The 13,720-nt window shown below is 34.3% G+C and carries 10 protein-coding genes and 1 pseudogene; 9 read left to right on the forward strand and 2 right to left on the reverse strand.

The window, feature by feature from the left end:
- The first annotated feature begins 170 nt into the window (after nucleotides 1–170).
- From BN349_RS05625 to BN349_RS05650, 6 genes are all read left to right on the forward strand, one after another.
- Nucleotides 171–3,356 (forward strand): efflux RND transporter permease subunit, encoded by a 3,186-nt coding sequence (locus BN349_RS05625; RefSeq protein WP_019241301.1) that lies wholly within the window; start codon nucleotides 171–173, stop codon nucleotides 3,354–3,356.
- Between the two features lie 37 nt (nucleotides 3,357–3,393).
- Nucleotides 3,394–4,923 carry an aldehyde dehydrogenase family protein gene (locus BN349_RS05630; RefSeq protein ID WP_019241302.1) on the forward strand — a complete coding sequence of 510 codons (1,530 nt, stop codon included), beginning with the start codon at nucleotides 3,394–3,396 and terminating at the stop codon, nucleotides 4,921–4,923.
- A 312-nt stretch (nucleotides 4,924–5,235) separates the two neighbouring features.
- Nucleotides 5,236–6,015, forward strand: a complete 780-nt coding sequence (locus tag BN349_RS05635; RefSeq protein ID WP_019241303.1) for a TerC family protein — start codon at nucleotides 5,236–5,238, stop codon at nucleotides 6,013–6,015.
- 344 nt (nucleotides 6,016–6,359) lie between these two features.
- On the forward strand, nucleotides 6,360–7,754 hold the full coding sequence (locus tag BN349_RS05640) for a purine-cytosine permease family protein (RefSeq protein ID WP_019241304.1): 1,395 nt from the start codon (nucleotides 6,360–6,362) through the stop codon (nucleotides 7,752–7,754).
- Between the two features lie 46 nt (nucleotides 7,755–7,800).
- Nucleotides 7,801–8,511: a purine-nucleoside phosphorylase gene (gene deoD / locus BN349_RS05645; protein WP_019241305.1), complete on the forward strand. Its 711-nt coding sequence runs from the start codon at nucleotides 7,801–7,803 to the stop codon at nucleotides 8,509–8,511.
- Nucleotides 8,512–8,778: 267 nt separating this feature from the next.
- A complete protein-coding gene (locus BN349_RS05650) occupies nucleotides 8,779–9,990 on the forward strand; it encodes an MFS transporter (RefSeq protein WP_019241306.1) in 1,212 nt (403 codons plus the stop codon).
- 47 nt (nucleotides 9,991–10,037) lie between these two features.
- On the opposite strand, the pseudogene BN349_RS23420 reads toward BN349_RS05650, so the two are convergent.
- Nucleotides 10,038–11,213: pseudogene (locus tag BN349_RS23420) on the reverse strand (L-lactate permease); the annotation flags it as partial.
- A 143-nt stretch (nucleotides 11,214–11,356) separates the two neighbouring features.
- Here BN349_RS23420 and BN349_RS05660 point away from each other — a divergent pair.
- On the forward strand, nucleotides 11,357–11,695 hold the full coding sequence (locus tag BN349_RS05660) for a DUF2568 domain-containing protein (RefSeq protein ID WP_019241308.1): 339 nt from the start codon (nucleotides 11,357–11,359) through the stop codon (nucleotides 11,693–11,695).
- A 38-nt stretch (nucleotides 11,696–11,733) separates the two neighbouring features.
- Here BN349_RS05660 and BN349_RS05665 read toward each other — a convergent pair whose 3' ends face one another.
- On the reverse strand, nucleotides 11,734–11,925 hold the full coding sequence (locus tag BN349_RS05665; protein ID WP_019241309.1) for an alpha/beta-type small acid-soluble spore protein: 192 nt from the start codon (nucleotides 11,923–11,925) through the stop codon (nucleotides 11,734–11,736).
- 407 nt (nucleotides 11,926–12,332) lie between these two features.
- Between BN349_RS05665 and BN349_RS23425 the strand changes: the two genes are divergently transcribed.
- Nucleotides 12,333–13,298 carry an NAD(P)/FAD-dependent oxidoreductase gene (locus BN349_RS23425; RefSeq protein ID WP_051024201.1) on the forward strand — a complete coding sequence of 322 codons (966 nt, stop codon included), beginning with the start codon at nucleotides 12,333–12,335 and terminating at the stop codon, nucleotides 13,296–13,298.
- Nucleotides 13,286–13,549 (forward strand): FAD-binding oxidoreductase, encoded by a 264-nt coding sequence (locus BN349_RS24780; RefSeq protein ID WP_148335279.1) that lies wholly within the window; start codon nucleotides 13,286–13,288, stop codon nucleotides 13,547–13,549. The genes BN349_RS23425 and BN349_RS24780 overlap by 13 nt, the downstream gene beginning before the upstream one ends.
- Nucleotides 13,550–13,720 lie beyond the last annotated feature (171 nt).

The raw sequence follows: 13,720 nt of genomic DNA on the forward strand, positions 1-13,720 counted from the left end.
TTAATAAATAGAGTATAAAAAAAGTCGAATGGAGTGTAAGGTGCGAGACTCCTACGGGAGCATATGCTCACCATCCTGGAGCGGAATTCAACACTGCCTATATTCGGGTACTTGTTCATAGGCAGCAAAGTATGTGAACACAGCCATAAATAAAGAGAGAGGACGTACATATGAAATTAAGTAATTTTTCCATTAGGAGACCAGTATTTACAATTGTAACAATGATTTTTGTTTTATTATTAGGAACTGTGTCACTTCTAAATATTCCTTTAAAGTTGATTCCTGATATTAATCCCCCTGTTGCTGTCGTCGTTACATCTTATGATGGTGCTAGTCCTATTGAGGTATCAGAAAAAGTGGCCAAACCATTGGAGGCAAATCTTTCTACATTACCAGGACTAAAAACAATGACGTCTTCTTCTCAAGAAGGAGCGAATTTAACTCTTTTAGAATTTTCATGGAATACAAAGTTAGAAGAAGTTGAAAATGATGTCTTACAAAGTATAGATCGAACACCATTACCAAATGATGTGAGCAAGCCAAGGTTTATGAAATTTAATCCATCACAATTTCCGGTTATTCAATTAACATTAAGTTCGGATGTTGATAATAAGGTTCTTCAAAAATTGGCTGAGGATCTAAAGCGTCAATTATTAAAGGTAGATGGGGTAGCAAATGTTAATTTGTCCGGAACTTTAGTTGAACAAGTAGCAATTGAACTAGATCAAAATCAATTAAAAAAATACCAATTAGCGCAATCAGATATTGTCAATATTATTTCGGCAAACAACGTTAGTATGCCTGGAGAAAAGGTTCAAATAGAAGATAAGCATTTAACTACAAGAATTATAAGCAGTATTTCGTCTATAAATGATATGAAGCAGCTTGTTATTAGATCAACCCCATTAACAGGGGAGAAAATTACGGTAGGTGATGTCGGTAAGGTTGAGCTTGTTAAGCAAGATGATGGTACAATCACTAGAACAAATAAAATACCTTCCGTTTTATTGAGCGTCCTGCAGCAATCAAATGCGAATACAGCTGAGGTTTCAAAGGATTTTCAACATGAATTGAAGCAACTATTATCTGAAAATAAGTATAAAGACATAAAAGCTGATGTACTATTTGATCAAGGGGATTACATAAAATTAGCCATCAGTAATATTTCATCATCCTTAGTTATAGGTGGAATATTAGCAATGCTTGTACTTGTTCTTTTTTTAAGAAGTGTGAAGAGTCCAATTATTATTGGGGTCGCCATACCATATTCGGTAATAGTTACATTTGTTTTAATGTATTTTTCGAATTTTACATTAAATATTATGACATTAGGCGGATTAGCACTTGGTATAGGTATGTTAGTCGACAATTCGATAGTAGTAATAGAAAATATATATCGCCATTTATCGATGGGGAAAGATTCAAAAACGGCTTCCAAAGATGGAGCCAAAGAAGTGGGTTCAGCCATTATAGCATCAACTTTAACGACGGTGGTTGTCTTTTTACCGGTGGCCTTTATTTCTGGAATTATTGGGGAACTTTTTTGGGAATTTGCATTAACGATTTCTTTTAGTTTGTTCGCATCTTTATATGTCGCATTGTCCATTGTGCCGATGATGGCGAGTAGATGGTTGAAAAAGCCACCATATGATTTGGAGAAGAAAAGACAGAGTTCTCGTCCGATGGTACTGCTTAGAAAAAGTGTGAAATGGACCTTGCACCATAGATGGGTTACTCTATGTATTGTAGTTTTGTTATTAGTATTAGGCGGTTTTGGACTTACGACAGTTGGTACGCAATTTTTACCTAGTACAGATGAAGGATATTTTTCGATAGATGTTGAATTAGATAATGGTACGGCATTGTCGGAAACAGAAAAAGTAGTAAATAATATAGAGAAAGAGTTACAAGAGGTTAATGAAGTAGAGGTATTTGTTAGTTATATTGGCTCCTCTCAAGAAAATGCATTTCGTGGCTCTGCTCAGGGAAATAAAGCGGAGGTTTACGTTAAATTAAAAGATCTTAAGCAAAGAGATAAATCCGTATTTCAAATCGCAGATGATGTTAAACCTGAAATTGAAAAAGTAGCAAGGAAGACAAATAAAAGTGCAAAAATTTCTATTGTTATGCAATCTACTCATGGAACAGCACCAAATACGTTAACCTTCAATTTGCGTGATACCAATAAAGAAAGGCTAAATGAAGGAGTAGATCAGTTACAGAGTAGATTACAGACATTATCTGATGTAACAGAGGTGTCTACGGATTTAAGTGAGAAAGTAGAAGAAATAAGCATAATTGTCGATAAAGAAAAAGCTCTACAAAATGGATTTGCTCCTGCTCAAATTGCGAACCTTGTAACTGATGTAACACGTGGTTCTTTAGCAACTCAAATCGTCACGGATGCAGGTGAAATACAGTCTGTATATGTTCAATACGATTCAAATGTAGTTCAAAACGTTGATCAGTTGAAGAAATTGACAATTAAAAAAGCAGATGGGTCATATATTACACTTCAGGATGTAGCACGTTTTTCGAAGGGAGAAAGTCCTTTAAAAATACAACGAATAAATAATCAAGATGCGGTACAATTTACTGTGAAATATAAATCAAGTGCTACACTTGGGGAGATTACAGAACAAGTTGAACAAGCCATGAAAGATATTCACTTATCTGACGAAACACAAGTAGTATATAGTGGTGAAAGAGATTTAATGAATACAGCTACTGAACAAATGGGTATGGCATTTCTTCTTGCCATAGCGTTTATTTACTTAGTTATGGCAGCTCAGTTCGAATCTTTCAAATATCCTTTTGTTATCATGTTTAGTGTCCCACTCATTGTAATTGGTGTATCTATTGCACTTACGATAACAAGAACACCTATTGGTATAACAGCTATTATTGGTTTAATCGTACTTGCTGGAATTGTTGTTAACAATGCCATTGTTATCGTTGATTATATTAACCAGCGGAAGCAATTAGGAATGTCTTCTTATGAGGCTATTATAACGTCCGTTGTAGACCGGGCTCGCCCAATTTTGATGACATCTTTAACAACAATACTTGGATTAATTCCACTAGCATTAGGTTTTGGAGAAGGAACCGAAATTAATCAGCCAATGGGTATCACTGTAATAGGTGGTCTAATAAGTAGTACATTTTTGACATTATTTATCATTCCGATTATTTATAGTTTTTTTGATCGTGAAACAAGACGGAGAAAGAATATTGTAAAATCTGAGCGGAATTTAATAGGAGCATTGGAAAATGCAAGTCCTGCCAGAAGTTCGAAAGAAAAGACAGATAGCCTTGAAGAGCTTATGGATATTATTCATCAAAATTCTGAAAAGTAATAGGATGTAAAAATTTGATAAGTGTGAGGGACGATTTATGAATGAACGATGGGATGTGTATTCTCCATCAACAGGGGAGAAAATTTATACGATGGAAGAAACAAACATAAGTGATCTTCCTATAGTTATCAAACAATCGAAAAAAAGTTTTATTTCTTGGAGTCAGTTAGATATTTCCGATCGGTTAATTTACTTTACAAAATTACGAAATGTTATTATCAATCAATTAGATAAAACAGCAGATATTGTTTCACAAGATGCAGGTAAAGTAAAACTGGACGCATTAGTAGCAGATGTAATGCCAGTTCTTGATTTTTTAACTTTTATTGAAAAAAATGCTAAACGAATGCTTCAACGGCAGAAAGTAGCGACACCAATACTTTTTATTGGAAAAAAATCATATATAGATTATATGCCAAGAGGAGTAGTACTTGTGATTTCCCCTTGGAATTACCCTTTTCAGCTTTCTATGGTTCCGATATTGAGCGCATTAATTTCTGGTAACACTGTAGTGGCAAAGCCATCAGAAGTGACTCCTTATGTCGGAAAGCATATGGAGGATTTATTTAAACAAGCAGGATTTCCAGATGGTGTTGTCCAATTCGCTCACGGTGGTAAAGATTTAGGGCAAGCATTAGTCGAATCTAACCCAGATTATATTTTCTTTACTGGATCTGTAGCTACCGGTAAAATTATTGCCCAACAAGCGGTAAAACACTTGATTCCTTATACTTTAGAATTGGGTGGGAAAGATCCAATGATTGTCTGTGAAGATGCTAATATTGAGAGAGCTGCTAAGGGAGCAGTCTGGGGTGCCTTTACAAATAGTGGGCAAGTATGTATGAGCGTAGAACGTTTATATGTCCATGAAAAAATTCACGAATCATTTGTAAGTGCGGTTAAGCGTGAGATAGCATATTTAAAGCAGGGTAGTACGATAGACGATGATATTGGAAGCATGACCTTTGATAATCAAGTAGAAATTGTTAAAAAACATGTGAATGATGCTTTAAATAAGGGAGCAACATTAGAGACTGGTACTCCACCTGATCAATGGAATGAAAGCAGTATGTTTATTAATCCGATGGTATTAACCAATGTGACAAACGATATGAAAATAGTCAATGAAGAGACATTTGGTCCGATTATGCCTATTATTCCTTTCAAAAATGAAGAAGAGGTTATTTCACTAGCCAATAATTCTTTGTATGGTCTAAATGCTAGTGTTTGGTCAAATGACCTTACTAGGGCCAATCGAATTGCTAATCAGCTTGTTTCAGGGGCTGTCATCATAAATGATGTCATTATTTCTGTAGCGAATCATCATCTTCCTTTTGGAGGAGCCAAGCAAAGTGGTATAGGTCGATATCATGGTGAAAATGGACTACGTATGTTTTGTCATGAAAAAGCTATTATGATTGACTCAGGAAAAAAAGTGAAAGAGGTTCAATGGTATCCTTATCGAGGGAAATATGAGGACTTTAAAAATCTAATAGTAGCCTTCTTTGGTGACTCCAAAAAATGGCCAACTTTTTTGAAAAGCTATCTTAAATTACAAAAAAAATAAAAATAGCAATCTTGTAAATGATTTTTCAAAGAAAAAATGTTGCAATATCTTTTTTGATGAAATATACTACTAATATAAATTAATAAAGTGTTCCTTTTCAAAGGGGAGTAGCGTTAGGGTTCGCCCTAAAACAAAGTCGTCAATTCGTGGAAGTGATCTTCCTCCGGCTTTGTTGGCTTAATTACTTAAATTATGCTCAGCAAGACCTTTGCCATTTTACTGGCAGAGGTCTTTTTTGTTTGCTTGTAATCCAACTTTTGGATAAGTACAAATGGGAAGAAAGAAGAACACTAATATTGGAGGTTGAAACATATGGAAGCAGCAGTTTTATTAGAGTATGGTTGGGTTCTTCTTGTTTTAATTGGACTTGAAGGTATACTTGCAGCTGATAATGCCGTTGTATTAGCAGTAATGGTTAAACATTTACCACCGGCTGAAAGAAAAAAAGCATTATTTTATGGTTTATTAGGAGCATTTGTATTCCGTATAGGAAGTTTATTCTTAATTTCTTATCTTGTAAACGTTTGGCAAGTCCAAGCTATTGGTGCGGTGTATCTATTATTTATCGCGGCTCATCATTTATACAAAAAATGGGCACATAAAGATGAATTATATGAAGCACAACCAAAGGTTGGGAGTGGATCTGGCTTTTGGATGACAGTGGCAAAAGTAGAATTAGCAGATATTGCTTTCGCTGTAGATTCTATGTTAGCAGCAGTAGTACTTGCAAAAACATTACCTGCAACTGGATGGTTTTCTGTAGGTGATATTGACGGTGGACAATTCCTTGTAATGTTCTTAGGTGGATTTATCGGAGTTGTTATTATGCGGTTTGCAGCTCATTTATTTGTTGATTTACTTCATAAAAGACCATCATTGGAAACAGCAGCATTCTTTATTGTCGGTTGGGTAGGGGTGAAGCTAGCAGTATTCACATTAGCTCATCCTTCCATTGGAATTATTCCACATGAGTTCCCAGAGTCACTTACTTGGAAACTAATTTTCTGGATTGTGTTACTTGGTATTGTAGCTTGTGGTTTTATCTTTTCAAAAGAGAAAAATTCCAAACCTGAAGAGAAAGGATTAATGTAACCAATTAAAAATAGAAAAAGCTGAGTCAATCTGACTCAGCTTTTTTATATTATAATAATTTTTATTATCTTATTAAAGTGAAAAATTATAGTAATTTGATTTATTTGTCATTAGTCACAATTTAGACGCAAAGCTATGAAAATCTCAAAATAATATACCAAAATAATAATAAAAGTGTTATTCTATAAACAAGAAATGAAACCCCTTACAAAACTAAAAAGAAGTACTAGTCATAATTCTATTAATCTTACTAATAGGGGTACTATTTTTTTTATTAAGAGTTGTCTGACATCAGATGACTTATCTCTAAAAGGTTTTTGTAAAATGAAGTGGAGGGAACTACAGTGAGTACACAACATCCAGATTTAATTGCAGAAAATGAAAGAACCGGTAGTCCAAAACAACTATTTTGGATATGGTTTTCATTGAACATTGGCGTAATGGGCTTAGTGTATGGAGGAATTATTGTAAGTTATGGTTTAAACTTTGTTCAATCTGTCATTGCAGCATTAGTCGGAGCGGCTTCGTTTTCACTAATTGGATATTTAAGCTTACCTGGTAAATTAGGCAAAGCCCCAACATTTGTCCTATCAAGAGCAGCCTTCGGTGGTAAAGGCAACTTAATTCCTGCTGTTCTAGCGTGGATTTGCTTAATCGGATGGTTAAGTATGGGGAATGTACCTACAGGGATTTTTTCTCTTAATGCAATCGTTACAGCTGCTGGTTTTGAGGTTACAACAACTACTCAAATAATTGGATTAATAGCCTTAACAGTTGCTATTATGGCACTTTCTTTAGTGAAGCAAGAAACATTAGTAAAAGCACAAACGATTTTCACATACATTTTTGGAGCATTGACAATAGTAGTATTGGTGATTCTTGTACCACAAACTGATTGGTCTGCTCTTGTTAATATGCCAAATGGTGATTGGATAGGAGGAGTACTACCAGCTATCTCCATTATTATTGCAGGATCAGCTTTAAGCTGGGCAATGGTAGCCAGTGACTACTCATGTTATCAAAGTCCAAAGTCATCAAATAAATCCATTTTCTGGACAACAACATTAGCATCCTCTATTCCATTGTTTGTTATTATGTTTTTAGGAATTTTAATGAATGCAACGAATCCAGAATTAGTAGATTCTGCGGATCCAGTTGCAGCATTAGCATTACAAATGCCTAAATGGATGGTAATTCCGTATTTCTTTACGGCACTAGGAGGAATTGTTCCACCAGCAGTTATTTCATTACGTTCAGGACGTCAAGCTTTAGAGGCGACTAATATTAGAATTTCAGAACGTACATCTATACTGTTCCATGGTGCAATTATGATTCTACTACCATCATATGTATTATTTATTAACGGTAACTTCTTAGGTTCATTCCAAATGTTCTTAGGTTTAGTTGGTATTGGTTTAGCGGCTTGGACAGCAGTATTTATGGCTGATTACATTATTTTACGTAAGAAAAATGGTTATGATCCTGAATTAATTACAGGTGAGAAAAATAATGGAATTAATGTAGGAAATGTAAGTATTTGGGTTGGAAGTGTTATTGTTGGTTTCTTATTTACAACAAATGGAATCATTCCAGCTCCATTTGCAAAAGGGATATTTGAAGGAAACAGTCTTGGGGTATTATTAACGTTCGCAGTTGGTTTCGTTGCAAGCTGTATTTATTCTTCAAGTCAATTAAAAAAACAAAATGTGAAAAAAGAATTAACTAAAAAAGTAGGATGATTTTTAAATCATAATAAAGATTCAAAACGGTTTGGAGGACATAATTATGAGTATTCATTTAAATGCAGTAGAAGGCCAGATTTCAGAAAAGGTGTTAATGCCAGGAGATCCACTTCGTGCCAAATATATTGCGGATACATTTTTAGAAAACGTAGAATGTCATAATACAGTACGTGGAATGTATGGCTATACTGGCTATTACAAAGGAGAAAAAATTTCTATTCAATCATCTGGAATGGGTGCTCCTTCAATGAGTATTTACGCAACTGAATTAATAAAGGATTATGGTGTGAAAAATATTATTCGAATCGGTACAATCGGAGCAATGAAGCGTGAAGTAAAGATTCGTGATATTATAATGGCGATGGCGGCAACAAATGATTCAAAAATGCCAAATCGTATTTTCCCAGGAATTAATTATGCTCCAAATGCAAGCTTTACACTTTTAGAAAGAGCATACCGTTTATCTAAACAATACGAAGATATGACAGTTCGTGTTGGGAATGTATATACGGGCGATGCATTCTATGAAGATGATGATTCTATGATTCATAAATTAGCTGACTACGGTGTATTAGGTGTTGACATGGAAACTTCAGCTCTTTATACGTTAGGTGCACGTTATAACGTGGATGTATTAAGCATTATGACTGTAAGTGATCATGTTATTACTGGGGAAGAAACAACAGCAGAAGAAAGACAAACTACTTTTAATGATATGATTACAGTAGCATTAGAAACTTTAATAAATGAATAAATAAAGAATGAAAAAGTATGAGTTGGTTTGGACAACTCATACTTTTTTTATTTAGAGTCTTTTTTTCGTCATTGCTGATTACAAATTGTCCAAATTTCCTTCAAGAAAACAATAGCACACTGCAAAGAATGAGTACGATGTCTTGGCGCTACTTGTATAAAGCGAAAAGCTATCAGTAAAAGTCAGAAAGATACATATAGACAGAAATGAAGCGAGAAGGTAATATATTTAGTATTACGAAATATTTGTTTTAAAGGTTGGTTGTAGATGATAACAAATAAAAATGTGTGGATATTAATGATGGGGGAATTCATAGCAAATTTAGGATTATGGCTTGGAACGATTGGAAATCTAGAGTTTCTGCAACATCTTGTGCCATCTGATTTACATAAATCTTTAATACTGCTCTTGGGGATGCTTGCTGGAGTAGTGATAGCACCTCTTGCTGGCAAATTAATTGATAATTCTTCTAAAAAGAAAATTATGATTTATTCAAGTGGACTTCGAATTCTTTCCGTTTGGTTTATGTTTCTCGCGATTGAAGCAAATAGTATCATGTGGATGTGTGTGTATATGGTTGTTATTGGGATTGCGAATGCCTTTTATATGCCAGCATTACAGGCTGCAATACCATTGATCGTTGAAGAGCGACAACTAATGAATTTGAATGGTTTACATATGAATGTCGGGACTGTAGCTAGAATTATGGGTACAGCTTTAGCGGGAATTGCTTTGTTGTATTTATCGTTATTTCAAGTATATTTCTTATCGATGTTAACCTATTTATTTATATTCGTTTGTACTTTTTTTCTACATATTAAAGAAGGTTCTACTAACAATTCTGAGAAAAACACACATGCCAGATCAAAAGGTGGATTTAAAGAAATTATACCTATTCTTCAACGAACTCCTACAGTTTTAATGGGACTCGTTCTATTACTAGTTCCCACGTTATTTTTAGGTAGCTTTAATTTAATGGTATTAAAAATTGGTGAATTACAAAACGATCCCGCTGTCAAAAGTTGGCTATATACAGCTGAAGGTATAGGATTTATGGTAGGTGCTTTTTTTGCTAGGAAGATTACAGGTAATAAAAATCCAATCCATGTAATGCTACTAGCAGCAACGGTTATGGCAGCTTCGCATTTATCGCTTTATTTTGCTGATATAAAAATTGCTTCTATTATAACCTTTGCGATGTTTGGATTAGCAGCGGGTGTATTTTTCCCGATTTCTGCAACTTTATTTCAAACGATGGTTGCAAGAGAAGTACATGGTACTTTCTTTTCATTTAAAGGCATGGCCGATCGACTGTTATTTCAAGGTATATTAGTAACAGCTGGTTTGTTTTTAGATACGATTGGTTTTAAAAATATGGTTCTAGTGTTTGGAACAATATCTGTTTGTATCGTTCTGACCTTTTTGTATAGTCAAAGGAGAAGAGAAAGACAGTCATTATTAAAAAATAGAGCCATATAAAAAGTGTCCTAAATACTTAGGACACTTTTTTCTCATTTGTTAAATTGTTATGGAACCATAAAGGATAGTACATTGCTTTGTAGGAACGTAATAATTGCTACTAACAGAAGTAAAAATATACTATGTTTGAATGTGAAACGTAATAACTCAGATTCTCTACCTGCTAGTCCAACCGCAGCACACGCTACAGCAATCGATTGAGGAGAAATCATTTTACCTGTTACCCCACCTGAAGAGTTCGCAGCAAGCGCAAGAACTTCGTTCATACCGATCCCATTGGCAGTGATTTTTTGTAAATTTCCGAACAATACGTTTGCTGAAGTATCAGAGCCAGTAATAAATACCCCTAACCATCCGAGGAATGGAGAGAAGAATGGGAATAGAGCACCCGTTTTAGCTAATGCCATACCTAATGTAGTACTCATACCTGACGCGTTTGTAATATAGGCAAATGCTACAACGGCAGCGATTGTAATGGTAGGGAATTTTAGTTCGTTTAAAGTTTCACCGAAAGTGATGAACCAATCTTTAAATGAAATTTTAACAATAAATTTTGTAATAAATGCTGTAATAAGGATAGCAGAACCGGCAGCAGCAAGTAGTTCTAATTTATACACAGCTGCAATTGTAGCACCAGCGCCATTCAAAATTTGATTGTGAACAAATGGTACTTCCGGTAGGAATGATAGTGCACTACCAATTGAATTTACAGCCTTTAAAATAACATTTGTACCTTCATAATGTCCTTGAAGAGCAATTTTGACTGTTGGAATACCCCATAAGGAAATGATTGCTGTTAAAACTAAAAATGGTGACCATGCCTTAAATATTTGACCACCTGTGTATTTTTTCTCTTCAACTTGTGCTGTTGCAGCAACTTCTGATTCTGTTTTAAAATGGAACGTGTTTTTTGGTTTCCAGAATTTTAAGAAAATGGCTAATGCAATCATAGATACTAGGGCTGAAATAATATCAGGAAGTTCTGGTCCCATGAAGTTAGAAGTCAGAAATTGTGTAACAGCAAAAGAAACACCTGTTACTATAATAGCTGGAAATACTTCTTTTGTTTTTTTCCATCCAGCCATGATAAAGATTAAATAGAATGGAATAAAGACTGATAAAAATGGTAATTGTCGTCCAAGCATTTTACTGATTTCAATCGCTGAAACACCAGTTGGCCCTTCTAGAGCGATAATCGGTGATCCGATTGCACCGAAAGCAACTTAAAAATATAACCGTTCTTATAGGTATATTTGGTTTATATAATAATGAGAATTAAGGGATATCTGCTATCTATAGTTATTTATCATGAAGTTATTTATTTGGTGATAGAAATAGACCGTTTAACTTTAGGAGAGTCGTTAGCATGAGTATGTGGGGAATCGTTTTTATTAGACTAATGATGGTGGTCATATGTTTCATAATAGTAAGTTTTTGGGGTTTTTGTTATGGGAAAAATAAGATGACGCGTATTCTTTTATCTATAGTTGTTCCGTTCGTTATCGGTTATTTAGGGGTGAACCTCGTTATACCTTTATCTATTTATTATTTAACAGGATTAAATAGGCTATTTTTAGATTTACTTCTGTATTCAATTTGCTTCGCAGCCCTATTAGATATGGGTTATAAAAAACTTTCACTTCTTTTTGCTATTACGTCTTTACTTTTTTCCTTTTTGATTTTCTTGCGGATTTGGATTTATTAAAAAGGCTCCTATTCAGGAGCCTCTTTTAGCTATATATGTTATTGTCCTGATTTAAATTGAGATTGTGCTTGTTGTACTAGGCGTTTTGTAATTTCTCCACCTACAGAGCCATTGGCGCGAGCGCTAGTATCTGAACCTAAAGTTACTCCGAATTCTTGAGCAATTTCATATTTATATTGATTAAGCATTTGTTCTACTCCAGGGACTAATAGTTTATTACTATTTGACATATCGTTCACTCCTTATATCTTATACAGAGTTTCCTCTGTAAGATTAGTATGGCATTTGATATATTTATTATGTTTATGCTTTAGTGGGAAAAATCCCTTTTAATGAGATGAACGAAAAAAAATGTCAAAGATGTTTGATAATGACCATGAATAGGGGATATTAAAAAAGGTTGGTGGATGAAAGATTATTATTTAATTGCACTTTGATCATAAAACAGTTGGTAAATGTTGTTCGATAGGATGAGGACGATGAGTCAACTCTGGGAGCTGTAGGACAAGCTTGATTCTACAAGATCATTGTATGAAGGAGTTTCACGACCTGTGGAAAGCAACCTTCCTGCAATGGGATGTAATAGGCGATAAAGTGAAAACAACCTGAAGAATACACGAATAAGGGGATAAGATATATGGATTTATCGAGCGGGAAAACATTTTGGAATCATACTTTTAAAGGATGGACATACCCTTCTTTAAATGAGAATGTAGATTGTGATGTCTTGATTATAGGAAGTGGTTCCTCTGGGGCACATTGTGCTTATTTTCTTAGTGAAACAAATGTATCTGTTGTATTAGTTGATCAACGAGAAATTTGTAGCGGTAGTACAAAAGCCAATACTGGATTATTGCAGTATTCAAACGATGCGATGTTAAGTACATTAATAAATGGTTTTGGAAAAAAAGCTGCCGTTAGGCATTATCAATTGTGTAAAGAAGCTATAGAAACATTAGAACAGAAGGTAGTTCCGACGTTGGAAGAAAATTCGGATTTTAAAATCAGAAAAAGTTTATATTTTGCATCAAGTGAAAATGATCTTGAAAAGCTTCGGAAAGAATATTATACACTTAAAAAGTATGGATTTCCTGTTGAATTTCTTTGGGAAAATCAAATAGAAGAGAAATTTTCCTTCTCTAAACCTGGAGCGATTGTTACTGATGGAGATGCTGAACTCAATCCTTATAAGCATGCTCAATTACTTATTCATTATGCTCTTAATAATGGAACGAAAATTTTCTCAAATACTAAAATTAATGGTAGAAAACAGATGAAAGATTCAACGGTTTTATATACTGATAACGGTTTTGAGATTAAAGCTAAATATATCATTTATGCAACTGGTTACGAATCTCAGGAAATAAAAAAAGATCCTAATGGACAGGTTGTAAGTTCATATGCTATTTCTACAAACGTTATTGAAAACTTACCTGGATGGTATGACGATATGATGATATGGGAAACGGCTAGACCCTATATATATGCAAGACGAACAAAAGAGAACCGAATCGTATTTGGAGGTCTCGATGAATCAACAATACACAAAAAAAAAGAGACACCATGCTTATACATAAACGAGATCTTTTATTGGAGAAGTTGATTGAGTTATTTCCAGAATTACATGGCAAAGTTTTTGCTGATTTTTATTGGGGTGCTTTTTTTGGAGAAACTCATGATGGGCTCCCGACTATCGGGATATATGAAGATTATCCAAATAGTTACTTTTTAAGAGGATTTGGAGGTAACGGTACCGTCTATAGTATTATTTTATCTCAAATTATTAAAGATTTAATTGTAAAAGGTTATCACAATGATGCCTATATATATATGAAAGAAAGGGCTTATAAATAAGCACTGTAAAAAAATGTTTTTACGAATTTACGTATAGTCTAGAAAGGAGTAACCAATTTAAGTTATCTCGGTGATGTAAGGCGGTTCGATAAAGTACTGTGATGGAACATCGCAAATAATAAAATAAGTTAACGGAAGGCTTCTTCAAATTCATGGAACATCATGATGGAG

The organism is Bacillus sp. AP8 (assembly GCF_000321185.1).
Taxonomy (GTDB): domain Bacteria; phylum Bacillota; class Bacilli; order Bacillales; family DSM-1321; genus Bacillus_AD; species Bacillus_AD massilioanorexius.

Bases quoted from the DNA above. Each gene is read 5' to 3' on its own strand.
- BN349_RS05635 (WP_019241303.1), top strand. From the start codon at position 5,236: ATGGAAGCAGCAGTTTTATTAGAGTATGGTTGGGTTCTTCTTGTTTTA.
- deoD (WP_019241305.1), top strand. From the start codon at position 7,801: ATGAGTATTCATTTAAATGCAGTAGAAGGCCAGATTTCAGAAAAGGTG.
- BN349_RS05665 (WP_019241309.1), bottom strand. From the start codon at position 11,925: ATGTCAAATAGTAATAAACTATTAGTCCCTGGAGTAGAACAAATGCTT.
- BN349_RS05625 (WP_019241301.1), top strand. From the start codon at position 171: ATGAAATTAAGTAATTTTTCCATTAGGAGACCAGTATTTACAATTGTA.
- BN349_RS23425 (WP_051024201.1), top strand. From the start codon at position 12,333: ATGGATTTATCGAGCGGGAAAACATTTTGGAATCATACTTTTAAAGGA.
- BN349_RS05660 (WP_019241308.1), top strand. From the start codon at position 11,357: ATGAGTATGTGGGGAATCGTTTTTATTAGACTAATGATGGTGGTCATA.
- BN349_RS05630 (WP_019241302.1), top strand. From the start codon at position 3,394: ATGAATGAACGATGGGATGTGTATTCTCCATCAACAGGGGAGAAAATT.
- BN349_RS05650 (WP_019241306.1), top strand. From the start codon at position 8,779: ATGATAACAAATAAAAATGTGTGGATATTAATGATGGGGGAATTCATA.